At 74.2% G+C, this 25,764-nt stretch carries 18 protein-coding genes; 4 read left to right on the top strand and 14 right to left on the bottom strand.

Translation table 11 applies throughout. The annotated features are described in order from the left end of the window. Window positions 1-5 precede the first annotated feature (5 nt). The 5 genes from E6U81_RS28245 to E6U81_RS28225 all read right to left on the bottom strand — a co-directional run bounded on the left by E6U81_RS28245 (window position 6) and on the right by E6U81_RS28225 (window position 3,848). Window positions 6-212, bottom strand: coding sequence for a hypothetical protein (locus E6U81_RS28245; protein ID WP_031151548.1), 207 nt, complete (start codon window positions 210-212; stop codon window positions 6-8). 98 nt (window positions 213-310) lie between these two features. After that, a complete protein-coding gene (locus E6U81_RS28240) occupies window positions 311-640 on the bottom strand; it encodes a hypothetical protein (RefSeq protein WP_031151546.1) in 330 nt (109 codons plus the stop codon). Further along, complete coding sequence (locus E6U81_RS28235; protein ID WP_030029453.1) at window positions 637-1,008, bottom strand: WhiB family transcriptional regulator; 372 nt, start codon at window positions 1,006-1,008, stop codon at window positions 637-639. Before E6U81_RS28235 ends, E6U81_RS28240 begins: the two co-directional genes overlap by 4 nt. A gap of 183 nt (window positions 1,009-1,191) precedes the next feature. Further along, complete coding sequence (locus tag E6U81_RS28230) at window positions 1,192-1,503, bottom strand: hypothetical protein (protein ID WP_168714761.1); 312 nt, start codon at window positions 1,501-1,503, stop codon at window positions 1,192-1,194. A gap of 179 nt (window positions 1,504-1,682) precedes the next feature. Next, on the bottom strand, window positions 1,683-3,848 hold the full coding sequence (locus E6U81_RS28225) for an ATP-dependent DNA helicase UvrD2 (RefSeq protein WP_168714759.1): 2,166 nt from the start codon (window positions 3,846-3,848) through the stop codon (window positions 1,683-1,685). Between the two features lie 170 nt (window positions 3,849-4,018). Here E6U81_RS28225 and E6U81_RS28220 point away from each other — a divergent pair, with 170 nt between their 5' ends. Continuing rightward, window positions 4,019-4,279 carry a mycoredoxin gene (locus tag E6U81_RS28220; RefSeq protein ID WP_030772737.1) on the top strand — a complete coding sequence of 87 codons (261 nt, stop codon included), beginning with the start codon at window positions 4,019-4,021 and terminating at the stop codon, window positions 4,277-4,279. Between the two features lie 119 nt (window positions 4,280-4,398). Here the strand turns inward: E6U81_RS28220 and nudC are convergent, their stop codons facing one another. The 5 genes from nudC to E6U81_RS28195 all read right to left on the bottom strand — a co-directional run bounded on the left by nudC (window position 4,399) and on the right by E6U81_RS28195 (window position 15,193). After that, the gene (gene nudC, locus E6U81_RS28215) at window positions 4,399-5,340 is read right to left on the bottom strand and encodes an NAD(+) diphosphatase (RefSeq protein WP_136232890.1); all 942 of its coding nucleotides are present in this window, start codon (window positions 5,338-5,340) and stop codon (window positions 4,399-4,401) included. A gap of 51 nt (window positions 5,341-5,391) precedes the next feature. Further along, window positions 5,392-6,816, bottom strand: coding sequence for a dipeptidase (locus tag E6U81_RS28210; protein WP_136232889.1), 1,425 nt, complete (start codon window positions 6,814-6,816; stop codon window positions 5,392-5,394). 9 nt (window positions 6,817-6,825) lie between these two features. Beyond that, window positions 6,826-10,662, bottom strand: coding sequence for an ATP-dependent DNA helicase (locus E6U81_RS28205; protein ID WP_136232888.1), 3,837 nt, complete (start codon window positions 10,660-10,662; stop codon window positions 6,826-6,828). A 58-nt stretch (window positions 10,663-10,720) separates the two neighbouring features. Further along, a complete protein-coding gene (locus E6U81_RS28200; RefSeq protein ID WP_136232887.1) occupies window positions 10,721-14,626 on the bottom strand; it encodes a UvrD-helicase domain-containing protein in 3,906 nt (1,301 codons plus the stop codon). 201 nt (window positions 14,627-14,827) lie between these two features. Then, a complete protein-coding gene (locus E6U81_RS28195; protein ID WP_136232886.1) occupies window positions 14,828-15,193 on the bottom strand; it encodes an MGMT family protein in 366 nt (121 codons plus the stop codon). A gap of 119 nt (window positions 15,194-15,312) precedes the next feature. Here E6U81_RS28195 and E6U81_RS28190 point away from each other — a divergent pair, with 119 nt between their 5' ends. From E6U81_RS28190 to E6U81_RS28175, 3 genes are all read left to right on the top strand, one after another. Next, complete coding sequence (locus E6U81_RS28190; protein WP_240804055.1) at window positions 15,313-18,180, top strand: lysylphosphatidylglycerol synthetase family protein; 2,868 nt, start codon at window positions 15,313-15,315, stop codon at window positions 18,178-18,180. 719 nt (window positions 18,181-18,899) lie between these two features. Beyond that, window positions 18,900-20,282 carry a protoporphyrinogen oxidase gene (gene hemG / locus E6U81_RS28180; protein ID WP_136232885.1) on the top strand — a complete coding sequence of 461 codons (1,383 nt, stop codon included), beginning with the start codon at window positions 18,900-18,902 and terminating at the stop codon, window positions 20,280-20,282. 81 nt (window positions 20,283-20,363) lie between these two features. Then, window positions 20,364-21,953 carry an alpha/beta hydrolase gene (locus E6U81_RS28175; RefSeq protein ID WP_136232884.1) on the top strand — a complete coding sequence of 530 codons (1,590 nt, stop codon included), beginning with the start codon at window positions 20,364-20,366 and terminating at the stop codon, window positions 21,951-21,953. 115 nt (window positions 21,954-22,068) lie between these two features. Here the strand turns inward: E6U81_RS28175 and moeZ are convergent, their stop codons facing one another. The 4 genes from moeZ to E6U81_RS28155 form a co-directional block, all read right to left on the bottom strand. Beyond that, window positions 22,069-23,247: an adenylyltransferase/sulfurtransferase MoeZ gene (gene moeZ, locus E6U81_RS28170; protein WP_136232883.1), complete on the bottom strand. Its 1,179-nt coding sequence runs from the start codon at window positions 23,245-23,247 to the stop codon at window positions 22,069-22,071. A 63-nt stretch (window positions 23,248-23,310) separates the two neighbouring features. Further along, window positions 23,311-24,066, bottom strand: a complete 756-nt coding sequence (locus tag E6U81_RS28165; RefSeq protein WP_136232882.1) for a spherulation-specific family 4 protein — start codon at window positions 24,064-24,066, stop codon at window positions 23,311-23,313. Next, window positions 24,054-25,064, bottom strand: a complete 1,011-nt coding sequence (locus E6U81_RS28160) for an NAD-dependent epimerase/dehydratase family protein (protein WP_136232881.1) — start codon at window positions 25,062-25,064, stop codon at window positions 24,054-24,056. Before E6U81_RS28160 ends, E6U81_RS28165 begins: the two co-directional genes overlap by 13 nt. A 129-nt stretch (window positions 25,065-25,193) precedes the next feature. Then, window positions 25,194-25,646, bottom strand: coding sequence for a hypothetical protein (locus E6U81_RS28155; protein WP_136232880.1), 453 nt, complete (start codon window positions 25,644-25,646; stop codon window positions 25,194-25,196). Between the last annotated feature and the right edge of the window lie 118 nt (window positions 25,647-25,764).

Below are 25,764 nucleotides of genomic sequence, written 5' to 3'. Positions count from 1 at the left end.
GGCCGTCACCACCAGGAGGAGTCGAGCCTGCCCTCGATCGACCTGAGGTTGGCGCGGGCGCATTCGACGCAGAAGTACTCTCTGGTCCCGTTCTCCACCGAACAGGTCCAGGTGGGCGGGGCTCCGCCGGGGGACTCTTTGCCGCAGCGCGCACAGACGACGGGCTGGGCCTCGGATTCCGACGGGTCGGGCTGGGGAGTCGGCTGGTCCACCTCCGGACGATACCTCCGCCGGGGTGGCCGGGCCCGCGCAACGCACCGGGGGGACCGGTCCGTTCGGACCGGTCCCCCCGGGGTGCTGTTCTCAGCTCTTAGTGCATGACGGCCATGGCCAGTGCGCGCCGGGCGCGCATGGAGACGCGCTCGGCCCGCCGCTGCATGCGGCGCGCGGCGACCAGGCGGAGGGCGTGACGCTCTGCGTCGGCCTCGCGCATGCGGTCGTCCATATGGGCGCGAGCCAGGGCTTCTGGGATGAGTTGCATTTCGCGGGTCCTGTTCTGACGCGAGGTGATCGCGCCGGCGGTGATGAAGTCTGCGTGGGCGGCGCCGTGGGGCTGCTCGCTCGTGGTGTGGGCGGTCATGAGGGCCTGCTTCAGGGGGTCGTGCGTCAGGGGGCGGTCGATGGTTCCGATGGCGGTCATGCCGAGACAACCGGGTTCTTGCGCGGACGGCCACGGGGGCGCTTCCGGGCTACGACGACACCCTGGACGAAGAGCTCGCCACCCCAGACACCCCAGGGCTCGCGGCGCTCGACCGCTCCGGCGAGGCAGGCCTCGACCAGCGGGCAGGTGCGGCAGAGGGACTTGGCGTACTCGACGTCGGCCGGGGACTCGGCGAAGAAGACCTCGGGGTCGAAGGTGCGGCAGGGAACCGGGACGCCGAGGTTCTCGATGGCGTCGTCGAGCGCGGTCAGCGCGGTGAGCGGGGTCAAGGTGTGGTCCTCCGGGACTGCGGGCGGGGAGATCGTTTGGGTCTGCGGTACGGACGGGGCGTGCGCTTCGAGTTGCACGGTGTTTTCTTCCTCGTCTTGTTCGGCTAGTCGTTCCGGCCGGTCGGCCGGGTGCGGCTGGTACCTGGTTCTGCCAGTCCCGAGGCCCCTTCTCTGTCATGGCCCCCGGTCGGGGACAAACAGAAGGGCCGCGGATCCCGGGTGGGGTTCCGCGGCCCTGAAGGCGCCGGCCTGATCATGCGATCAGGCTGGATCACTCCAGGGTTCGAGCCCGCGGAAGGCCCACATCAGGTGGTGCTGCTGCTTCGTCTGCTTCGTCAGGGATCCGGCACCGGCCGCGGCGGCAAATCCATAGGCGCCATGCGCCTGTGCTTCTGCTGCCAGTACTGCCACCGGTGCCTGGGTCGGTCGCTCATTGCGCTCGCTGACCGCAAGGGTCGCGAGCAGGGCGGGGACGCCGGCGGAAATCGCGGACGCACCGGTACCCAGAGCAGAGACGGAACCGAGCAGGCAGGAGGCATCAACCGAGCGATCGGTCATTTTGGTGAAGGTCATGAAGCTGGTCACTGGTCTCGCCTCCTCTCGGCGTCTCGGGGACTCGGCCCGAGGGCCTGTCCCATGCGTATTCGGATAAGTACAGCACGGATCCAGGGCTTCGGAGAAGCCACCGTTTCCGTTGCTAAGAACCTATGGGTCTTCGCTGGGCATGTGCAAACTATTTTTCCGACGAGTTTCTACGCGTCGTCAGGATCCTCGCCCCCAGGCTCCTGACCTGCACAGATGGCCAGGACATCGGCTCCGTACCGGTCAAGCTTGCGGCCACCCACCCCGGAGATCATAGAGAGCTCCCCCGCCTCGGCGGGCGCGGCCTCTGCGATCGCCATCAGCGTCTTGTCCGTGAAGACGCAGTAGGCGGGCAGGCCCTGCTCCTTCGACCGGGCGGCGCGCCAGTCCCGCAGTCGCTCGTAGAGGCCCTCGTCCATGTCGGACGGGCAGTCCTCGCAGCGCATCAGCTTCAGCTCGCCCGCCTCTGTCAGCGTCCTGCCGCAGACCCGGCACCGCACCGGGCCGCGGCTGCCGCGCTTGGGGGCCCCTCGCTCGCCCGCGGGGCCCGTCCGGGTTGCCGGGGCCGCGGAGCCCGGCCGCAGGCCGTTCAGGAAGCGGCTGGGGCGCCGGGAGGCCCTTCCCCCGGGGGTGCGGGAGAGCGCCCAGGAGAGGGTCAGGTGCAGGCGGGCCCGGGTGACGCCGACGTAGAGCAGCCGCCGCTCCTCCTCGACCTGTTCATCGGTCTTCGCGTAGGTGATCGGGACCATGCCGTCGGTGAGGCCGACGAGGAACACGGCGTCCCACTCCAGGCCCTTCGCCGCGTGCAGCGAGGCGAGGGTGACGCCCTGGACGGTCGGGGCGTGCTGGGCGGCCCTGCGCTCGTCCAGCTCGACCGTGAGGTCCGCGAGGGTGGCGCCGGGCCGGGTGCGGGCGAAGTCCTCGGCGAGCCGGAGCAGCGCGGCCACCGATTCCCACTGGTCGCGCACGGCGCCGGAGCCGGCCGGCGGCGTGGTGGTCCAGCCGGTGGAGCTGAGCACCGCCCGGACCTGGGAGCCCAGGTCGACGATGTCCTCCAGCAGTGGGTCGTTGCCGCCGGAGCGGGCCGCTCCGCGCAGCGCGAGGATGGCCTTCTGGACCTCCTGGCGCTCGAAGAACCGCTCGGCCCCGCGCAGCTGGTAGGGCACCCCTGCGTCGGCTAGGGCCTGCTCGTAGACCTCGGACTGGGCGTTGATGCGGAAGAGCACGGCGATCTCGCCCGCGGGCACGCCCGCGGCGATCAGGTCACGGATCCGGCGGGCGACGCCCTCGGCCTCGGCGGGCTCGTCGGCGTACTCGGCGTAGACCGGGTCGGGGCCGCTCTCGCGCTGGGAGACGAGCTCGAGGCGGTGCTCGGCGGCCCGCCCCTTGGCCTGGCTGAGGAGGCCGTTGGCGAGGTGCACCACCTGGGGGGTGGAGCGGTAGTCGCGGACCAGCTTGACCACGGTGGCCCGCGGGTGGCGCGTACGGAAGTTCAGCAGGTGGTCGGGGGTGGCGCCGGTGAAGGAGTAGATGGTCTGGCTGGCGTCGCCGACGACGCAGAGGCTGTCGCGCTCGCCGAGCCACAGGTCGAGCAGCCGCTGCTGGAGCGGGCTGACGTCCTGGTACTCGTCGACGACGAAGTGCTGGTACTGGCCGCGGATCTGCTCGGCGATGTCGTGGCGGTCCTGGAGGATGCCGACGGTCAGGAGCAGCACGTCCTCGAAGTCGATCATTCCGCGGTCGCGCTTGAGCTGTTCGTACGTCCCGTAGATCTGGGCGATCTCGGCCATGTCCCGGGGGGCCTCGCGGCCCGCCTTGAGGGCGGCCGCCGGATAGTCGGCGGGCACCGTCTGGGTGACCTTGGCCCACTCGATCTCGCCGGTCACGTCGCGCAGCTCACCGCGGTCGAGGCGGATGCGGCAGCGGGCACCGGCCTCGGCGACGAACTGGATCTTGCGCTCCAGCAGCCGCGGCACGTCCCCGCCGATGGCTTTCGGCCAGAAGTACTGGAGCTGGCGCAGGGCCGCCGAGTGGAAGGTCCGGGCCTGGACACCGCCCGCGCCGAGCGCGCGCAGGCGGCCGCGCATCTCGCCGGCGGCCCGGTTGGTGAAGGTGACGGCGAGCACACTGGCCGGCATGAGCTGTCCGGACCGGACGCCGTAGGCGATGCGGTGGGTGATCGCCCGGGTCTTGCCGGTACCGGCACCGGCCAGCACGCACACCGGTCCGCGCAGGGTCGTCGCGACCTCGCGCTGCTCCGGGTCGAGGCCCAGGAGCACCGCGTCGGCCGAGTCCGCGTCGGCGGGGAAGGGGGAGGAGGGCGTTGCTGCTGTCACTCCGCCATGCTGCCAGGTCGCACGAGCCGGGCGGGAAATCCGTCCACAGGCGGTGCGGATTCGTCGTATTGGTCACACCGGCGGTACGGATGTGCACGTACGGGAATGGCCGTGCGGTCGCGTACGTTCGAGTACCTGGACCACCGAGCCTTCACGAAGGAGAGCGCACCATGCAGGACACGGGCACCGTCACGATGTACAGCACGACCTGGTGCGGCTACTGCCGTCGGCTGAAGACCCAGCTGGACCGGGAAGGCATCGCGTACAACGAGATCAACATCGAGCTCGACCCGGAGTCCGCGGCGTTCGTCGAGAAGGCCAACGGCGGGAACCAGACGGTGCCCACCGTGCTCGTGAAGTCCGCCGCCGGCAACGAGTCCGTCATGACGAACCCGAGCCTGGCCCAGGTGAAGCAGGCCCTCGCCGTCTGAGTGGGCTCTCAGCCGTCCGCAGCAGGCCCCCGCCTTCCGAGGCGGGGGCCTTCCGCTTGTACCGGACGCGGACGCCGGACGCGGACGCCGGACGTGCACGCCGGACCGTGTGACGGACGTTACGCAGCGGCCTTGGGCAGCGGTTCGCCGTACCAGAGCTCGACCAGCCGGGCCGCGATGGAGATCCCGGACGGGGGCAGCACCGCGCCCGACGCGAACGCCGCGCGCAGCTCGTCGCGGGAGAACCAGCGGGCCTCCTGGATCTCCTCGCCGTCCACGGTGATCTCGGAGCTGGTGGCACGGGCGTTGAAGCCCAGCATCAGGCTGTACGGGAACGGCCACGGCTGGCTGGCCACGTACTCGACCCGCCCGATCCTGACGCCCGCCTCTTCCCACACCTCGCGCACGACGGACTGCTCGATCGACTCGCCCGGCTCCACGAACCCGGCGAGGGTCGAGAAGCGGCCCTCCGGCCAGTGCACCTGGCGGCCCAGCAGCGCGCGGTCGTGCTCGTCGGTGACCAGCATGATCACGGCGGGGTCGGTGCGCGGGTAGTGCTCGGCGCCGCAGCCCGGGCAGCGCCGGATGTGCCCGGCGGCGGCGACCACCGTGCGCTCTCCGCAGCGGGAGCAGAAGCGGTGCATCCGCTGCCAGTTCTCCAGGGCCACCGCGTTGACCATCAGAGCGGCGTCGCGGTCGTTCAGCAGCAGGCCGGCCTCGCGCAGGCCGGCCGGGCGGGCCGACTGGTCCATGCGGCCGGGCAGGGCGTCCTTCTGCAGCGCGAAGTACCGTACGCCGTCCTCGTCCGTGCCCAGGAAGTAGCGGTGGGTCTCGGTGACCGGGGCCTCGAAGGCCGGGGTCATCACGATGGCGGTGCCGCCGTCGGGGGTGTCGTCGATCAGCACCTGGCCGCCGGAGACGACGAAGACGCGGGTCGTCGGGTGGCTCCAGGCGGCGGCGAGCCAGGCCTCGTCGAGGCGGTGGTGCGCGGCACGGTCGATCCCGCTCGGCGCGGTGAGCGAGAGAGGTCGCTCGGTATGGGTGCTCACTGGTACTTCCAACTCCCCCGGTGGTGGGACAGGCAGGCTCGGTACGACAGGTGTGTGCGCCGGTCAGGCGGGTGTGCGGGGCGTGCGGTGGTCGCGGAGGCCGTCGGCCAGGTCCCCCCAGAGGTACGCGGCCGTCTCGACGCCCTTGAGCAGCAGGTCCAGCTCGACCTTCTCGTTCGGGGCGTGCCAGCCGTCGGACGGCACCGAGATGCCGAGGAAGAGGACGGGCGCGCCGAGGACGTCCTGGAGGTCGGCCGCGGGTCCGGAGCCGCCCTCGCGGGTGAAGCGGATCTTCTGGCCGAAGGCCCGGCCCATGGACCGTACGACGGACTGCAGGGCGGGGTGGTCCAGCGGGGTCAGGCACGGGCGGGTCGGTGCGCCGAAGGTGATGGCGTGGCGGATTCCGTCCGGGATCCGGGCCGCGACCCACTCCGTGACTGCCGCCTCCACCTCGTACGGGTCCTGCCCGGACACCAGGCGGAACGACAGCTTCACGTGGGCGGAGGAGGGCACGATGGTCTTCCCGCCGGGGCCCTGGTAGCCGCCGCCGATGCCGTTGACCTCGGCCGTCGGGCGGGCCCAGACCCGCTCCAGGGTGGAGTAGCCGGCCTCGCCTGCCGCCGCGTGGGACTTGGCCGTACGCAGCCACTCGGACTCGTCGAAGGGCAGCTCGGCGATGAGCGCGCGCTCCGCGTCGGTGAGCTCGGCGATGCCGTCGTAGAAGCCGGGGACGGTGACCCGGCCGTCGGCGTCGTGCAGGGCGGCGACCAGGCGGGCGGCGGCGGTGGCCGGGTTGGGCACGGCTCCGCCGAAGGCACCGGAGTGGATGTCCTGGTCGGGGCCGTGGAGGTCGATCTCGCAGTCGGCGACGCCCCGCATGCCGGTGCAGACGGTGGGGGTGGTCTCGGACCACATGCCGGTGTCGGAGACGATCACGACGTCGGCGGCGAGCTCTGCGGCTCGGGCCTCGACGAGGGCGCGGAAGTGCGGGGAGCCGGACTCCTCCTCGCCCTCGATGAGGAGCTTGAGGTGCACGGCGGGGGCGGCGGCCCCGGTGGCCGCCAGGTGCGCCCGTACACCCAGGGTGTGGAAGAACACCTGGCCCTTGTCGTCGGCGGCGCCGCGCCCGTACATCCGGCCGTCCTGGATCACCGGCTCGAAGGGGTCGGTGTGCCAGCCGTCGGCGAGGGCTGCCGGCTGCACGTCGTGGTGGCCGTACACGAGGACGGTCGGGGCGTCCGGGTCCTCGCTCGGCCAGTGCGCGTGAACGGCGGGGGCGCCGTCGGTCTCCCAGACCTCGGCGACCGGGAAGCCGGTCTCCTTGAGCTTCGCCGCGAGCCATTCGGCGCTGCGGCGTACGTCGTCCGCGTGCTCGGGCTGGGCCGAGACGGAGGGGATGCGCAGCCACTCGGCCAGGTCGTCGAGGAACGCTGCGCGGTGGGTGTCGATGTACGTGCGGACGACGCTGTCCGGCCGGGTGTCGCTCATGCCCCGAGCCTAGCCGTCCGCCAGGTGGTCATCGGCGGGGCCCGATTCGCCTTGGAGGATCCGCTCAAGACGGGCTCTGCCGGGGAGGTTGCGCGGGCGGATCACACGGCCGCTGCGGACGTGGAGGAAGGCTGCGGCGACCCGGTCGAGCGGGGTGTTCGTGGCCTCGGCCCAGGCCAGGCGGTAGACGGCGAGCTGGAGCGGGTCGGCCTCGGTGGTCCGGCCGGTCTTCCAGTCGACGATCTCGTAGGCGTCGTCGCCGTTCTCGTCGGTGGTCCTGTAGACGGCGTCGATCCGGCCGCGGATGACGCGGCCGGCGAGGGTGAGCTGGACCGGGGCCTCCATGCGGTGGGGCGGGCGGTCCGCGTACGGGCTGCGCTCGAAGGCGGCCTTGAGGGCGTCGAGGTCGGCCTCGTCGGCGATCTCCTGGCCGGATCCGGCGCCGGGGAGGTCGGCGACGGGGTCGAGGACGTCGAGGAAAGGGAGTGGGAGTTCGTCGAAGCGGGACTCCACCCAGGCGTGGAAGCGGGTGCCCTGGCGGGCCGCGGGCTGCGGGGGCTTGGGCATGGGGCGGGCGAGGTCGCGTACGAAGCCCTGCTCGTCGGCGGCGAGCCGGAGCAGCTGGCTGGCGGAGAGGGCGGGGGGCAGCTCCACGTCGCGGACGGCCGTGCGGGCACGGCGGAGCTCGCCCTCCAGGGCGTCGAGGTCCCGGTCCCAGGAGGCGATCACCCGCGCCTCCTCGGGCGTGAGCCGGCCGTCTCCGGCGCGGTCGGCGGGGTCGGCGGCCCGGGCCTCGTCGCCCCGCGCGACGCGCGACGCCCCGGCCTGCGGGGCGGACATACCGGCGCCGGAACTCGGCTGCGCCGCGGCAAGCGGCTCCGCCGGGCGGGCACCCGCGCCCCCGGGGCCGGTGGTGCCCCTGCCGGAGCGCGGCTCCGCCGCGGAGTCAGCGGCCCAGGCCTCGTCGGCCCACGCGCCCTGCGCCGCGGCATGCGGCTCCGCCGGGCGGGCACCCGCGCCCCCGGGGCCGGTGGTGCCCGCGCCGCGCGGATGGGGGACGGCACGGCGGTCCGGGCCCGCGGCCTGGCCGGTGGCGGCGGCGGTCGGGGTGGGGTCGCCCCAGAGGTCGTCGGTGTCCCGGTCGTCGGCAGGGCCGCCCGCGGCCGGGACCGCTTCGGCGGGCGGCTGCGTCGGGCGCGGGAGGGCGGCCGGGCCGTCCCACAGCGGGTCGGGGAAGGCGGGCCAGGGGTCGTCCGGGTCCGGGGGCCAGGGCTCGTCGTCGTAGGCGGGGTCCTCGCAGTCCGGGGGCCACAGGTAGGCGTCGTCCGGTTCGGGCGGGGGCGGGGTCGCCAGGTAGGACTCGACCAGGGCGGCGGCCGCGCGGCGCAGGGTGAGGGAGTGCGGGTCGAGCGGGAGCGGCCAGGAGTGCTCGGCCGCGGAATCGCCCGCGAGGGCCGGGTTCTCCGCGGACGGCTCGGGCTCGTCCGCCCAGGCCTCGATCTCGCCGAAGCCGGCGGCGCAGTGCTCGTACAGCGCGGTGAGGAACTCCGACGGGCCGCGGCGCTTCTTCTGGGTCGGGCCCCACCAGTGGCCCGAGGCCAGCAGCAGGGACCGCGGCCGGGTGAAGGTCACGTAGCCCAGGCGCAGCTCCTCCACCGACTTGTGGTGCTTGAGGGCGGCCTTGAAGGACTTCAGGCCGGCCGAGGTCCAGGCCGGGTCCGCGGGCAGGGTGGGGGCGTCGCCGCGCAGCGCGTACGGGAGGACCTTGGCGTACGAGGTCCAGGCCTCCGGGGCCTTCTCCTTCGGGAAGGAGCCCGCGCACAGGTCGGGGACCACCACCACGTCCCACTCCAGGCCCTTGGACTTGTGGGCGGTGAGGACCTTCACGGTGTTCTCGCCGCCCGGCAGGGCGTGGTCGAGGCCCTTCTCGTACTGGGCGGCCGTGCGCAGGAACGCCAGGAAGGCCAGCAGCGAGGCCTCCCCGTCGAGCGCGGCGAAACCGGCCGCGACGTCCATGAAGTTCGACAGGGTCTCGCGCCGGCGGGCCGCCAGCGCGTGCGGGGAGGCGGACAGTTCCACTTCGAGGCCGGTGGCGGACAGCACCCGGTGCAGGACGTCCATCAGCGGGTCGGCGAGGGACCGCCGCAGGTCGCGGAGCTCCTGCGCGAGGTGGGCGAAGCGGACCCGGGCCTCCGCCGAGAAGGGGAGGTCGTCCGGGGTCTGTCCGGCGCCGTCGAGGAAGGTCTCCAGGGCATCGGCCAGGGACACGATCTCGGCCGGGTCCACGCCCTCCACGGCCGCCGCCAGCCGTTCGTCGGGGTCGGCCCCGGCCGGTGCCCGGCCCACCAGCAGCCGCGCCCGGCGGCCCAGCAGGGCCAGGTCGCGCGCGCCGATCCGCCAGCGCGGGCCGATGAGGAGCCGCACCAGGGAGGCGTTGGCGCCAGGGTCCTGGAGGACCTCGCAGACGGCCACGAGGTCGGCGACCTCGGGCAGGTGCAGCAGCCCGGACAGGCCGACGACCTCCACCGGCACGTCCCGGTCCACGAGCACGGCCTGGATCTGCGCGAAGTCACCGGCGGACCGGCACAGGACGGCGATCTCGCGCGGCTCCGTTCCCGTGCGCACGAGGTGGGCGACGGAGTCGGCGACCCAGTCGAGCTCCTGGGCGTGGGTCTCCAGCAGGGCGCAGCGGACCTGCCCGGCGCGCTCCGCCCCGGGCGCGGGGCGCAGTGCCTCCACGCCTTCGTGCATGGCGCGCAGCGGGGCGGCGAGCCCGTTGGCGAGGTCCAGGAGGCGGCCGCCGCTGCGCCGGTTCTCGCTGAGGGAGAGCCGGGTGGCGGGGGTGCCGTCGGCGTGCGGGAAGTGCTCGGGGAAGTCGTCGAGGTTGGCCACGGAGGCTCCGCGCCAGCCGTAGATCGCCTGGCAGGGGTCGCCGACGGCGGTGACGGCGTGGCCGGAGCCCGCGCCGAACAGGCCGGACAGCAGCAGCCGCTGCGCGACGGAGGTGTCCTGGTACTCGTCGAGCAGGACCACCCGGAACTCCTCGCGCAGCAGTGCGCCGACCTCGGGCCGGGTCGTGGCGAGCTGCGCGGAGAGGGCTATCTGGTCGCTGAAGTCGAAGAGGTCGCGGGAGCGCTTGGCGGCCCGGTAGCGGCCGACGAGCTCCAGCAGTTCGAGGCGGCCGCGCACGGCCTCGGGGACCTTGCGCAGGTCCTCGTTGGTGAGCCGGGTGCCGGCGAGCACGTCGAGGAGCGCGGTGTCGTGGAGGCGCAGCCGCTCGGGGTCGACCAGGTGCTCGGAGAGCTCCGCGTCGAGGGCGAGGAGGTCTCCGACGAGGTCGGGGACGGACTTGGTGAGCGAGGGGTACGGGCCGGGGGCGTCGCGCAGCACCTTCGCGGCGAGCTGGAAGCGGGTGGCGTCGGCGAGGAGGCGGGAGCTGGGCTCCAGGCCGATGCGCAGCCCGTGGTCCTTGAGGAGCTGGCCGGCGAAGGCGTGGTACGTGGAGATGCGCGGCTCCCCGCCGGCCGCCGCGGCGTCGGCCGGGGAGGGGTCCGGGTCGGTGATGCCGGCCCGCGCCAGGGCGGTGCGGACGCGTTCGGACAGTTCGCCGGCGGCCTTGTTGGTGAAGGTGAGGCCGAGGACCTGCTCGGGTGCGACCGCGCCGGTGCCGACGAGCCAGACCACTCGGGCGGCCATGACGGTGGTCTTGCCCGATCCGGCGCCGGCGACAACGACCTGCGGGGCGGGCGGGGCGGTGACGCAGGCCATCTGTTCGGGCGTGAAAGGGATCCCGAGGAGCTCTTTGAGCTGCTCGGGATCGCTCAGTACGGATGCACGCGCGGACACGTAAAAAGGCTAGCCGCCCCCACCGACAGCCCCGACCGCCGAGCTCGTGCGACCTGGCTCACTCGACGGTCTGGCGGCCTTCCGGGCGGGCGCTGCACGAACTGCGGAAGGAGCAGTGGTCGCAGTGTCGGCCGGCGGCGGGCGCGAACCGCTCGTCCAGGACCCGGCCGGCGGCGGTGGCGAGCAGATCGCCGACCCACTCCCCGTCGAGCGGCTGCTGGGCCTGGACCTTGGGGACCGTTTCGCCGCCGTCGCGCTGCGCGGCGCCCTGGCGGAGCTGGACGAGTTCGGCGCCGCCGGGTGCGGGGCGCACCCCGTCGAAGACCTCGTCGACGGCGCCCTCGCGGACGGCGAGCTGGTAGACGGCGAGCTGGGGGTGGCGGGCGACCTCGTCCTTGGTGGGCGCGGACTTGCCGGTCTTGAAGTCGACGACGTACGCGCGCCCCTGCGGGTCCGCCTCGACGCGGTCCATGGAGCCGCGGACGCGGACGGCGACGTCGCCGGCTTCGAGGGTGACGTCGAACTCGTGCTCCGTGGCCACGGCCGCCCGGCCCCCGCGGTCGGTGGTGTGCCAGCGCAGGAAGCGTTCGAGGGCGGCGCGGGCGTTCTCCTTCTCCTGGGCCGACTTCCAGGGCGCGTCGAAGGCGAGGGCGTCCCAGACCGTGTCGAGGCGTTCCATGAGGACGGCCAGGTCGGCGGGGGTGCGGCCGGAGGCGACCTCGTCGGCGAGGACGTGGACGACGTTGCCGAAGCCCTGGGCGGCGGTGGACGGTGCGTCGGCCTTGACCTCGCGGCCCAGGAACCACTGGAGGGAGCAGGTGTTGGCGAGCTGGTCCAGGGCGCTGCCGGAGAGGGCGACGGGCCGGTCCCGGTCGCGGAGCGGGACGGTGCTGCGGGTGGGCTCGTACAGGCCCCACCAGCGCTGCGGGTGCGCGGCGGGGACCAGGGGGCGGTCCTCGTCGTCGGTGAGCGCGGCGAGGCGGGCGAGGCGGCGGGCGGCGGCGTCACGCAGGGCGGGCGAGGCGTCCGGGTCGACGGTGGTGGCGCGCAGCTCGGCGACGAGCGCCGGGACGGCGAGGGGGCGGCGGGGCCGGCCGGTGACGTCCTTGGGGGTGACGCCGAGCTCGGTGAGGAGGCGGGAGGGCTGGTCGCCGTCCTCGGCGGGGGCCTTGACGGCGGTGACGACGAGGCGGTCGCGGGCGCGGGTGGCGGCGACGTAGAAGAGGCGTCGCTCCTCGGCGAGGAGGGCGCCGGGGGTGAGGGGTTCGGCGAGGCCGTCGCGGCCGATGCGGTCGGCCTCCAGGAGGGAGCCGCGGCGGCGGAGGTCGGGCCACAGGCCCTCCTGGACTCCCGCGACGACGACGAGGGACCACTCCAGGCCCTTGGAGCGGTGGGCGGTCATCAGCCGGACCGCGTCGGGGCGTGTGGTGCGGGCCGTCAACGTGTCGGCGGCGATGTCCTCCGCCTCCAGTTGTTCGAGGAAGTTGAGCGCGCCGCTGCCGCCGGTGCGCTCCTCGGCGCGGGCGGCGGTGTCGAAGAGGGCGCAGACGGCGTCGAGGTCGCGGTCGGCGTTGCGGCCGGCCGCGCCGCCGCGGCGGGCCCGGCGTTCCAGCCGGTCGGGCCAGGGGGTGCCGTCCCAGAGGATCCACAGGGCCTCTTCGGCGGTGCCGCCGCCCTGGAGGAGCTCGCGGGCCTTGCGCAGGAGCAGGCCGAGGCGCTGCGCGCCGCGGGCGTAGGCGGGGTCGTGCGCGGTGAGGCGCTCGGGCTCGGCGAGGGCGCGGGCGAGCAGGACGTCGGAGGGCGCGGGCACCTTGACCCCTGCGGCGCGCTCCTCGTCGCGCAGGGCGCGGCCGAGCCGCCGCAGATCGGCGGCGTCCATCCCGCCGAGCGGCGAGGCGAGCAGCGTGAGCGCCTCCTCCACGCCTCCGGTGGGGTCGGCGGACTCTGCGGGTCCCGTTGCACGGTCTGCGGTGTCCTCGGGCCGCCTGTCCGGGCCCGCGTCGCCTTCGCCGGGGTTTGCGGGGGTCGTGTCCGCAGACTGCGGCTCCGAGCCGGGCCTGCCCTCCGGGCCCGCCTCGGCGGACGAGCCCGCGACGCCCGTGGCCGGTGACCCGCCGGCGGGATCCCCCTCCGGACCGGCCCCGGTGCCGGGGTCGGCGGACTGCGCCGCGGCAAGGGCGTCCTGCCTCGCGCCGGGCACGCCGTCGGCGGCCGCCGGGCCGGGCCCGGTGGCGGCCGCACCGCGCTCGTCGGGCACGTCGAGGTCTGCCGTCTGCGCCTGGGCACCGAGCGCATTGGCGGTGGCCTCCGCCGCGCCGGGCACGCCGTCGGCGGCCGCACCGCCCCCGTCGGGCACGACGGGATCTGCGGCCTGCGCCTCGGCGCCGAGCGCGTTGGCGGTGGCCTCCGCCGGGGTCGGCTCCGCCGGGGCGGGCCGCGCGCCGGGGTCGCCCGCGGCAGCGGGCAGCGGATCGGCGCCGGCGGACACGGGGCCCGCGGACACGGGGCCCGCGGGCGCGGCCTCTGGGGCGCGGTCCGCCTCCGGGCGGGACTCGCCCGCGGCCGCAGCCGGGGCCGGCTCCGCCGAAGTGGCGTCCGCGTCGGGCCCGCCCGGGGTGCTCGGCCAGGTGGCCGTGAGGCGGAGGGCCGTCAGGAGGGGGGCCACCGCCGGTTCGTGGCGCAGGGGAGTGTCCGTGCCGTCCGTCTCGACCGGGACTCCCGCCGCGATCAGGGCGCGGCGCATCGCCGGGAGGGTGCGGCCGCCGGCGCGGACCAGGACGGCCATGTCCTGCCAGGGCACGCCGTCCTCCAGGTGGGCCCGGCGCAGGACGTCGGCGATGTTGTCCAGCTCGGCGCCGGCCGTCGGGTACGTGAAGACCTCGACCCGGCCTCCCTCCCTCGTGGCCCGCAGGGCGCGGTGGGCGCGGACCGCGGCCGCGGGGAGGCGGGGCAGCGGCATGCGGGTGGTCAGGAGGCGGGTCGCCTCCAGGAGGGCCGCGCCGGAGCGGCGGCCCACCGTCAGGGCCCTGACCTGCGCACCGGGGAAGGAGGACTCGAAGTCCAGCACGTTGTTGATGTCGGCGCCGCGGAAGGCGTAGATCGACTGGTCCGGGTCGCCGAAGGCGACCAGCGTGCCGCCGCGCCCGGCCAGCGCGCGCAGCAGCCGCAGCTGCGAGGCGTCCGTGTCCTGGTACTCGTCCACGAAGATCGCGTCGTAGGCCGAGGCCAGCGACGGCGTCCGCTCGGCGAGGAGGACGGCGCGGTGCAGGAGTTCCGCATAGTCCAGGGTGCCCTGTATGTCCAGGACGTCGAGGTACTCGGAGAGGAAGGCGGCCGCGGCCTTCCAGTCGGGGCGGCCGATGCGGTCGGCGAAGTCGGCCAGGGCCGTCGGGCCCAGGCCCAGCTCGCGGGCGCGGGCGAGGACCGCCCGGACCTCGTCGGCGAAACCGCGCGTGGTCAGCGCGGCCCGCAGGTCGTCCGGCCAGCGGATCGAGCGGATCCGGCGCTGGCCCTCCAGGAGGGTGCGGACCATCACGTCCTGCTCGGGGCCGGACAGCAGGCGCAGCGGGTCGGCGAAGAGGTCGGTGTCCTGGTGGGCGCGGACCAGGCCGTAGCAGAAGGAGTGGAAGGTGGTGGCCTGCGGGGCGCGCGCACCGCCGAGCCGCAGGGCGGCCCGGTCGCGCAGTTCGACGGCCGCCTTCCGGCTGAAGGTGAGGATCAGAATCCGGGCGGGGTCCGTGCCCGCTTCCACCCGGGCGGCGACGGCCTCGACCAGCGTGGTCGTCTTCCCGGTGCCCGGTCCGGCAAGGACCAGCAGAGGTCCGCCCGGGTGCTCAACCACAGCCCGCTGCGCTGCGTCCAGCACAGGGGGATCCACCCGTTCCGGCCCGGTGCGCACGAGGCGGTACGCGTCGGGGGTCCGCGTACGCCGCCGTTCGGTGCGGTCCGAGGAAGAGGTGATCACGTGAGGTGCCGGTCCTGGTGGGTCTGCGGGGTGTGGCGGTGCTGCCGTGACGGCTCGCGCGGAGGCCGAAGAGGCAACGCTACGGCAACCGGCGCGTGCCGCGCAGTCCCCCCGGGTACCCCGGACGGGCGTTCGCACGGTCGCCCGATCGCCCGCCCCGGCGCCGCATGGCCGAAGCTGTCAGGTGTGAGCCTCGTCGCGTCAGCCGTCCCGTCCGGGGACCTCTCCAGGGTCCTCGCCGCCGTCCTGTACGGGGGATCCGTCCCAGCGTGCCCGGCGCATGTCCAGGCGCGGATGGCCGCCGGTCGTCAGGCGCAGCGGCGTGGCCTCCGTCCGGTAGTGCTCCAGGGCGCGCGCCTCGTGGCCGGGCAGCGGCAGGCCGTCCGAGCGCACCACGCGCCACCAGGGCACGGCTCCCCCGTACAGTGCCATGACACGCCCGACCTGGCGCGGTCCTCCCTCGTCGAGCCATTCGGCGACGTCCCCGTATGTCATCACCCGGCCGGGCGGAATACGCTCGACGGCCTCCAGTACGCGCTCCGCGTACGCGGGCAGCTCCTCACTCATTCAGCACATGGTGCAGTACGCCGGCCACCCGTCGGTGGAAGTTGTGGTTCCGGACCGGCGCGCACCCTGATGCCCCGACGGCCCCTCGGTCCGTGCCACCATCTTCCGGGCGGTGACTGGTGATACGTGATCAAGAAGAGACGGATGTGACGACGAAGGAGCAGGGTGTGAGCCCTCCGGAAGGCGCGGCGGGGGACGATGGCGCGCGCCCTGACGACGGCCCCGCCTCCCGTCCGCAGAACCGCCCCGAGGACCTCGCGCCGGGCCTGCCGGCCGGCCGCACCCCCGGCGCCGACGACAGCGGCGCCCACGACAACAGCGCCGACGACAACGCCGGCCCCGGCAAGGGCGGCCCCGACACCGGCGGCGCCGCCGGCGACCACGAGGACGCGGAGGCCCCGCACGGCCACGCCCCGACCGACGCCGACCGGGTGGAGGTCGACGAACCGCTGCTCGCCGCCCGCGTGCACCGGCCCTCCGACCTCGTACGCCTCCTCGTCGGCATCCTCGGCATCGCCGTCCTGCTCGGCATCGCCGCCTTCGCCCACGGCACCACCGTCGGCCTCGAGGAGGACATCAGCAAGGGCACCGGCCAGGCGCCGGACCTGTTGATCAAGGTCGCGGCGCTCGTCTCCAGCATCGCGGTGCTGCTGCTCCCCGTCGCCTTCGCCATCGAGCGGCTGATCAAACGCGACGGGCTGCGCATCGCCGACGGCGTGCTCGCCGCCGTCCTCGCGCACGGCGTCACCCTGGCCACCGACCTGTGGGTCTCCCAGGCCGCCCCCGGCACCATCCAGGACGCCCTGACCCGTCCGGCGGGCGGCGGGGCCCTGACCGATCCCGTGCACGGCTACCTCGCGCCCGTGATCGCGTACATGACCGCGGTGGGCATGACCCGCAGACCCCACTGGCGCGTCGCGCTGTGGGTGGTCCTGCTGCTCAACGCGCTCACCATGCTGGTCAACGGCTACACCACCCCCTTCTCGATCATCCTCACCGTGCTGATCGGCTGGAGCGTGGCCTACGGCACCCTCTACGCCGTCGGCTCCCCCAACGTGCGCCCCACCGGGCAGAACCTCCTCGCCGGGCTGCGCCGCGTCGGCTTCCAGCCGGTCAGTGCGATGCGCGCCGAAGGGCCCGAGGGCCCGGAGGCGTCCGAGACCGGTGACCGCGGCCGGCGCTACCACGTCACCCTGGAGGACGGTCCTGCGCTCGACGTGACCGTCGTCGACCGGGAGCAGCAGGCCCAGGGCTTCTTCTACCGGGTCTGGCGCCGGCTCACCCTGCGCGGCATCACCACCCGCCGCAGCCTGCAGTCGCTGCGGCAGGCACTGGAGCAGGAGGCGCTCCTCGCGTACGCGGCCATCGCGGCCGGGGCGAACGCGCCGAAGCTGATCGCCACCTCCGAGCTGGGCCCGGACGCGGTGATGCTCGTGTACGAGCACCTGGGCGGCCGGACCCTGGACTCCCTGCCCGACGAGGAGATCACCGACGAGCTGACCCGCAACGCCTGGGAGCAGGTGCGGGCCCTGCAGTCGCGGCGGATCGCGCACCGCAGGCTGACCGGGGACGCGCTCGTGGTGGATCGTTCCGGCAACGTCATCCTCACCGACCTGCGGGGCGGCGAGATCGCGGCCGGCGACCTGGTCCTGCGGATGGACATCGCGCAGCTGCTGGCCACCCTCGGCCTGCGGGTCGGCGCGGAGCGCTCGGTGGCCTCGGCGGTGTCGGTGCTCGGCCCGGACATCGTGGCGGACTGCCTGCCGCTGCTCCAGCCGATCGCGCTGAGCCGCTCCACGCGGGCGACGCTGCGCAAGCTGGCCCGGGAGCGGGCGGAGCGCGAGCGGGAGGCCGTACTGGAGTCCTCGCGGGCGGCGAAGGCCGCGCGCGAGGCGGGATCCGCGGCCGCCCCGACCTCGGCCGCCGCCGAACGCAAGGCGGAGAAGAGGGCCCTCGACGACGCGCTGGACGAGGCACGCGAAGAGGACCTGCTGAGCCAGATCCGCCGGCAGGTGCTGCTGATCCGCCCGCAGGCGCCGGTGGAGCCGGCCCGGCTGGAGCGGATCCGGCCGCGGACCCTGGTGTCGTTCATCGCGGGCGCGTTCGGTGCGTACTTCCTGCTGACGCAGCTGGCGCACGTCCCCCTCGCCGAGACCGTCGCGGACGCGGAGTGGGGCTGGGTGGGTGCGGCGCTGGCCTTCTCGGCGCTCAGCTACCTTGCGGCCGCCATGAGCCTGCTGGGCTTCGTCCCCGAGCGGGTGTCGTTCGCGCGGACCGTGGTCGCGCAGGTGGCCGGGTCGTTCGTGAAGCTGGTGGCCCCGGCGGCGGTCGGCGGTGTCGCGCTGAACACGCGCTTCCTGCAGCGGGCGGGGATCCGGCCGGGGCTCGCCGTGGCGAGCGTCGGCGCCTCTCAGCTGTTCGGTCTGGCCAGCCACATCCTGCTGCTGCTCTCCTTCGGTTATCTGACCGGGACCGAGAAGACCCCGGAGATGACCCCGTCCCGGGCGGTCATCGCGGGTCTGCTGACGGTGGCGGTCCTGGTGCTGGTGGTGACGGCGGTCCCGTTCATGCGGAAGTTCGTGGTCACGCGGGTGCGGGCGCTGTTCGCGGGCGTGGTGCCGCGCATGCTGGACGTGCTCCAGCGCCCGAAGAAACTGGTGACCGGCATCGGCGGGATGCTGCTGCTGACGGGCTGCTTCGTGATGTGCCTGGACGCGTCGATCCGGGCGTTCGGGGGCGGCGAGACCATCAGCTACGCGAGCATCGCGGTCGTGTTCCTCGCGGGCAACGCGCTCGGCTCGGCCGCGCCGACGCCGGGCGGCATGGGCGCGGTGGAGGCCACCCTGACGCTGGGACTGGTCGCGGCGGGGCTGGAGAAGGAGGTCGCGATCTCGGCGGTGCTGCTGTTCCGCCTGATGACCTTCTGGCTGCCGGTGCTGCCGGGGTGGATCTCGTTCAACTTCCTGACCCGCAAGGAAGCGATCTAGCCTCCGGACCGGTCTGCAGGGTACGGGGGCTCCGCCCGCGCCTCAGACGCCGGCGGGGCCGGGGGTGACCAGCAGCAGGGTCGTGAGCAGGGCCAGGGAGGCGGCCAGCTCGACGGCGCCGACGATCGGCACGCGCAGGCCCCGCCCGGGGAGGGCCGCCGCGCGGGCCAGGTAGGCCGCGAAGGGAGCGCCAGCCAGGGCGAGAGGCAGGCGGCCGCCGCCAGGGCCGCCGCGTGGTAGGCCACCGAGCCGGCCCGGTAGGCCCGGGAGTTCCGCTCCCGGATCATCGTCTTCACGTACGGCACGGCGCCCGCGAAGTAGAGCAGGCAGGCCACCGCCGGCCGCCACAGCGCCTGCGGCTCCGCGCCGGCCAGGCGGCCCGCCACCAGCAGCATCCCGCACGCCGGGACCACCGCCGCCAGGCCGTTCAGCAGAGCCCGCTCCCGGCCGCGCCACGGAGCTGTTCACGCGCCTGCGGGACCCGGCCCTGCTGCGCGGGCGGTGCGGGGCCTGCGAGTTCAAGGCCGTGTGCGGCGGCTCCCGCTCGCGGGCGTACGGCTTCACCCGCGACGTGCTGGAGGCGGACCCCTCCTGCGCGTACGAGCCGGGCAGCTTCCCGTACCAGGAGGAGCTGCGGGCTCTGACCGAAAGCACGAGGTGCTGACACGGGTGGGAGCCATACGTTGCACCGAGGGACATTTCGACGGCGGGAGAAGACCATGCGTTCAGTGATCGTCATCGGTGGCGGCATCAGCGGTCTGGCCGCCGCGTGGGAGCTGCGCGGTACGGCCGAGGTGACCGTGCTGGAGGGCCGCACCAGGGTCGGCGGCAAGCTCCGTACCGGCACCGTCGGCGGGATCACCGTGGACGAGGGCGCGGAGTCCCTGATGGCGCTGCGGCCGGAGGCCGTGGAACTGGCCGCGGCCGTCGGCCTCGGCGACGCCCTCTGCGACCCGGCGAAGGCGCCCGTCACCATCTGGACCGGCGGCGCCCTGCGGCCGCTGCCGGCCGGCCACGTCATGGGCGTGCCGACCGACCCGGCGGCCCTGGCCGGCACCGGGCTGCTCCCGCCGCAGGCCCTCGCCCGCGTGGCGGCCGAGGAACACCTCCCCGCCGCCCCGCTCACGCGGGACTGCTCGGTCGCCGCGTACCTGGCCGGGCGGTTCGGCCAGGAGGCCGTGGACCGCCTGGTCGAACCCCTGCTGGGCGGGGTCTACGCCGGCCGCGCCGACCGGCTCTCGCTGCGCGCGGCCATGCCGCGGATCGCGGCGCTGGCGGAGCGGGGCGGCCCCCTGCTGCCCGCGCTGCGCCGGATGCGGGCGGCGGGCGCGGCCACTTCCGCTCCGGCGGCGGTGCGGGGCGTGGCCGGCGGTACCGGACGCCTCCCGCAGGCCGTCGCCGAGGCATCGGGGGCGCGCATCCTGACGGGCACCGCGGCGCGTTCGCTCGAACGGCTCCCGGGGGACCGCTGGCGGGTCCGCGCCGTGACGGGCGACGGGACGCTCACCGTGGAGGCGGACGCGGTGGTCCTCGCACTGCCCGCGTTCGCGGCGGCCGAGCTGCTGGCCCCGCACTCCCCGATGGCGGAGGCGGGCCTCACGGCGATCCCGTACGCCTCGACCGCGGTCGTCACCATGGCCTTCTCCCGCGCCCGGGCTGCCTTCCTCCCCGAGGGCAACGGCTTCCTGGTCCCGCCCGTGGACGGCCACACCGTGAAGGCGGTGTCCTTCCTCTCCAACAAGTGGGCGTGGCTGCGCTCCGCGGCCCCGGACGCCTTCGTCCTGCGCGCCTCGGTCGGCCGGTTCGGTGAGGACGACCTGCCGGCCCGCCCGGACCGGCACCTGATCCGCAGCGCGATCACAGAGCTCCGCCGGGCGATGGGGCCGCTGGGCGAGCCGGTCGCCGCACGCGTGACCCGCTGGGACCGGGGCCTGCCGCAGTACGCCGTCGGCCACCACGACCGCGTGCGCGACATCCGCGAGGCGGCCGCGAAGCTCCCGGGCCTCGCGCTGTGCGGCGCCGCCTATGAAGGCGTGGGCGTGGCGGCCTGCGTGGCGACGGGCCGCGCCGCCGCCCGGCAGGCCCTGGCGGCGGCGGGGTAGCGGCAAACACGGGCCGCCCCCGGCCAACCCGAACGGGTCAGCGCGCGGGCGGGGTCGGACGGGGGCGCGCAGGATGGTGACATGCCCAAATACCTCCTGCGGGTCGCCGTCGCCGTCGCTCTCGTGGCCGGGGCGGCCAGTACCAGTGGCTGTTCCGACAGCGGGGAGGAGAAGACGCCCAAGGCCGGCGGCACCGAGGGGGCGCCACCCCTGAAGTGGGGGGACTGCGAGGCTCCGACGACCGCCGAGGGGGGCGGGCAGGCTCCGCCGAAGGACTGGCAGTGCGCCACGCTCCACGTGCCGCTCGACTACGCGGACCCCGAAGGAGAAACGATTCCTCTCGCCCTGATCCGGGCGAAGGCGAGGAACCAGAAGGAGCGCCTCGGCTCGCTCGTGTTCAACTTCGGCGGCCCCGGCGGGTCCGGGATCACCACACTGCCCGGCGCGGCCAAGGAGTACGAGGCCCTGCGCGAGCGCTACGACCTCGTGAGCTTCGACCCGCGCGGGGTGGGCGCCAGCTCCCCCGTCCTGTGCCTGGACAACAAGCAGCTCGACGCGTACTACGCCTCGAACTCCTCCCCCGACACGCCCGCGGCGGTGAAGGAGTACCTCGACAACACCCGCACGTACCAGCAGGCCTGCAAGGCGAAGTCGGGCAAGGTGCTCCCCTACGTCGGCACCGAGAACGCCGCCCGCGACCTCGACCGGATCCGCCAGGCCCTCGGCGACGAGAAGCTCAACTACTTCGGGATCTCCTACGGGACCGAGCTCGGCGGGGTCTACGCCCACCTCTTCCCGGACAAGGTCGGCCGGGCCGTCTTCGACGCCGTCGTCGACCCGACCGCGACCTCCGAGGAGGGCGCGCTCGGCCAGGCCAAGGGCTTCCAGCTGGCCCTCGACAACTTCGCGCAGGACTGCGTGGACCGGGGCGACGAGTGCCGCCTGCAGGGCAGCACCGTCAAGGAGATCGAGGACAACATCATCAAGCTCCAGAAGCAGCTGGCCGCCAAGCCCGTCCCGGGGATCGGCGACCGGATGCTGACCGAGTCCTCGGCGACCAACGGCATCGCCCAGGCCCTCTACTCCCAGGAGCTCTGGCCGCTGCTGGAGCAGGGGCTGGACGAGGCGGAGGGGGGCCAGGGACAGCTGCTGATGGCCCTGTCCGACGCCCTCAACGGCCGTGACCAGAACGGCAACTACAGCAACATCGGCGCCGCCAACACCGCGATCAACTGCGTGGACTCCAAGGACCGCTACACCCTGGAGCAGACGAAGGCGAAGCTGCCCGAATTCCGCGCCGCCTCCCCGGTCTTCGGGGACTTCCTCGGCTGGGCCATGATGGGCTGCACCGGCTGGCCGGTACCCGGGACCGCGTCGACCCCGGACGTCTCCGCCCCGGGAGCCGACCCGATCCTGGTGATCGGCAACACGGGCGACCCGGCCACCCCGTACGAGGGCGCCCGCAAGATGGTCGAGCGGCTCGGCCCCGGCGTCGGCGTCGAGCTCACCTACAAGGGCGAGGGGCACGGGGCGTACAACAGCGGCGACCCGTGCGTGCAGAGCGCCGTGAACTCCTACCTGCTGGACGGAAAGGTGCCGCCGGCGAACACGGTCTGCACCCCGCCCCCGGACGCCACGCAGTCCCCCGCACAGCCCTCGGCCCCGGTGTAACCCCTCGGCGCCCGACCGGGCCCGGTGCCGGTGCCCGGCCCGGAACGAGCACAGGGGCAGCACGAAGGGGCCGTACCCGCGGCCATCCTGCGGGTACGGCCCCTTCGCGGATGGATCAGTAGACCGGCTTCTCGGGTTCGATCTGGTGGACCCAGCCGATGACGCCGCCGCCGACGTGCACCGCGTCGGCGAAGCCCGCGGACTTCAGGACCGCGAGGACTTCCGCACTGCGGACACCCGTCTTGCAGTGCAGGACGATGCGCTTGTCCTGCGGGAGGTCCTGGAGGGCGGTGCCCATCAGGAACTCGCCCTTGGGGATCAGCTTCGCGCCCGGGATCGAGACGATCTCGTACTCGTTGATCTCGCGGACGTCGATGATCTCGATGGGCTCGTCGCTGTCGATCCACTCCTTGAGCTGCTTGGGAGTGATCGTGGAGCCGGCGGCCGCCTCCTGGGCCTCCTCCGACACGACGCCGCAGAAGGCCTCGTAGTCGATGAGCTCCTTGACGGTCGCGTTCGGGCCGCAGACCGCGCAGTCGGGGTCCTTGCGGACCTTGACCTGGCGGTACTGCATCTCCAGGGCGTCGTAGATCATCAGGCGGCCGACCAGCGGCTCGCCGACGCCCGTGAGGACCTTGATGGCCTCGGTGACCTGGATGGAGCCGATGGACGCGCAGAGCACGCCCAGTACGCCGCCCTCGGCGCAGCTCGGGACCATGCCCGGCGGCGGGGGCTCCGGGTAGAGGCAGCGGTAGCACGGGCCGTGCTCGGACCAGAAGACCGAGGCCTGGCCGTCGAAGCGGTAGATCGAACCCCACACGTACGGCTTGTTCAGCAGCACGCAGGCGTCGTTGACGAGGTAGCGCGTGGCGAAGTTGTCCGTGCCGTCGACGATGAGGTCGTACTGGCTGAAGATCTCCATCACGTTCTCGGCCTCGAGCCGCTCTTCGTGAAGGACCACGTTCACGTACGGATTGATGCCCAGCACGCTGTCGCGGGCGGACTCGGCCTTGGAGCGGCCGATGTCCGACTGGCTGTGGATGATCTGGCGCTGCAGGTTCGACTCGTCGACCTCGTCGAACTCCACGATGCCCAGCGTGCCCACGCCGGCCGCGGCCAGGTACATGAGGGCGGGCGAGCCGAGGCCGCCCGCGCCCACGGCCAGCACCTTGGCGTTCTTCAGGCGCTTCTGGCCGTCCATCCCGACGTCGGGGATGATCAGGTGACGGGAGTACCGACGGACCTCGTCAACGGTGAGCTCAGCAGCCGGCTCGACCAGGGGTGGCAGCGACACGGGGACTCCGTAGATGGTGACGACTTAACGGTGGTTCTCTCCGTAACACTGCCACGCCCGTCTTCATTCCAAGACACCTGTCCCGATGCGTGAGACGATTTCGTCCCAGTACCCGGGCATCGAGGCCCACGGGTCACGGTCCCCGACCGCACGGCGGTCGGTGAACCAGATCGTGCCGGCGCCCTGCCAGCGGGCGACCCTCATCGCCTCCTCCAGGTGCGTGCGCGGCACTCCGTGGACCAGGTGGCAGAACCGCTCCGGCGGGTACTCGGCCGTCCACTCCGCCACCTGCGACCAGCGGTAGTCGGCCCAGGCCCCGGAGAAGGTGACCAGCTGGTCGGCGGCCTCCACGTAGCCCTCGTACGGGTGCGTGCCGTGCCCGAGGACGATCCTCAGGTCCTCGCCCAGGCCGCGCAGGGTGTCGACGACCCGGCGCACCGACTCCAGGTCCGCCCGGTCGGCCGGGGCGTCGGCGAGGTAGAAGCCGCCGACGCCGTACCAGTCCCGGAAGCGGTGGGCGTCGGAGACGAGCTCCCCGAAGGAGCGCGATCCGTCCCGCATCGCGAGATGGCCGAGGACCGTGCCGCCCGCGGCGTGCAGCTTCGCGGCCGCCTCGGTGCAGTGCGGATCGGGCCGCCCGCCCGGGCCCTCCGTCACGTTCAGCACGGCCCAGTGCAGCGGCGTGCCGGGGCGGGTCAGCTCGGCCCACTCCACGGGGGCGAGCAGCGGGTGCGCGTAGCCGGGGATGCCCAGTCCGAGGCGGCCCGCCCCGGTCGCGGCTGCCGTCAGGGCCCCCGGCGGAGTGGTCAGATGCGGCACGCCGCCTCCATCCAGATGTCCGCGAGGGACTCCTCCAGGTTGATCCGGGGCCGCCAGCCGAGCCGGTCCCGGGCGGTACGCACGTCCGCCTGCTGCCAGGCCCCGCAGCCGTCGGGGTAGGGGTACGGCTGGGGGGCCGCGGCGGCCATCTGCTCGGCGGTGGCCTCGGAGCGGGGGGACCCGATGGAGGCGAGCCCGGCCGCGCGGGCGGCGTGCCCGTGGGCCTGCTGGGGTCCGCCGTGCGGCACGTCCAGCTCGTGGAGGGCTCCTCCGTACCCGGCGACCCGCGCCAGGACGGCGGCCGCGTCGCGCAGCCGGACGGCGCGGCCGGTGCCGATGTTCACCACGCCCTGGGCGGCGGACAGGGATGCGGCGTGGACGGCCCGCGCCACGTCCCGTACGTCGACGAAGTCGCGCTGCACGCCGAGCCCGCTGAGCTTGAGCTCACCGTCGCCGGACTGCATCGCGCGGCGCATGGCCTCGGCGAGGCGGCCGAGCGGGGACCCGGCGGGGGTGCCCGGGCCGACGGGCGAGAAGATCCGCAGCACGACGGCGTCCAGCCCGGAGCCGAGCACCAGCTCGGTGGCGGCCAGTTTGCTGACGCCGTACGGTCCGCCGGGTCTCGGGACGGCGTCCTCGGCCGTGGAGGATCCGGGCTGGCTGGGCCCGTACTCGGCGGCGCAGCCGAGCTGTACGAGCCGGGCCCCGCACCCGCTGCGGCGCAGGGACTCGCAGATCGTCGCGACGGCGACGGTGTTGTGCCGGGTGAGCTCGCGGGCCCCGCCCCGGGTGGCTCCGGCGCAGTTGATGACGACGCCCGGGTGGACGGCGTCGAGGAAGCGGGTGAGCGCTCCGGGGCTGCCGGTGGCGAGGTCGAAGCGGACGTCGGCGTCGTCGCCGCGGCCGAGCGCGGTGAGCTGGACGGCCGGGTCGGCGAGCAGCCGGTCGGCGACGTAGCGGCCGAGGTATCCGTTGGCTCCGATCAGCAGCACCCTCATCGCGTGACCCCTTGGTTGGTTGGCTGGCCGGTCATGTCTGTTTCTCCTTGCGGACGGATGGACGAATGGGGCGGGGTACAGGCAGAGCGCCTCGGCGTCGGCTCCGAGCTGCGGTGGCCCCGGGGGACGTCATGGCCGTGCGTGCGCGGATGCGCGGGACAGGGCGAGGACGGCGTGGACGAGGAGGGCGGCCGCGGCGGCGGTGGCCGCCGCCGGGACCGGGATCAGGGCGAGGGCCAGTGCGGCGGCGACGGGACCGCGGCGGGTTCCGTGCCGCAGCAGCAGCCTGGTCAGGAAGAGCAGCAGGGCGATCGGCACGGCCACCGGGAGCGGTGCGCCGGCGAGCGCGGCCGCGGCGGTGGCGGCCGCGGTGAAGCCGGCGACGGCCGCGAACAGCAGCGGCCGGGCCCGGTCGGCGAAGTCCTCCAGGGCGCGGCTCCCGTCGAGCCGGGCCCGGGCCCCGGCCGTGAAGGCCGCGGCGAGCAGGTGCCCGGGGGCGACGGCCAGCGCGAGGCCGACCGCGAGGGCGGTGCCGTACCGGTACGCGGCCCAGCCCGCGACGGCGGCGGCCATGCTCTGCATGACCCCGGGGCACCGCGAGACCGCGGAGCGCCTCGCCGAGGCCCTGCGCTCGGGCACCGCCCCAGTCCTGCTCGGCGGCTCGGGGATCTCCGGCGCCTACGCCCTGACCTTCTCCTGC

It is taken from the genome of Streptomyces sp. A0592, from assembly GCF_004795115.1.
In the GTDB taxonomy this organism is placed as follows: domain Bacteria; phylum Actinomycetota; class Actinomycetes; order Streptomycetales; family Streptomycetaceae; genus Streptomyces; species Streptomyces erythrochromogenes.
This window is presented reverse-complemented; position numbering and strand designations above follow the sequence as displayed.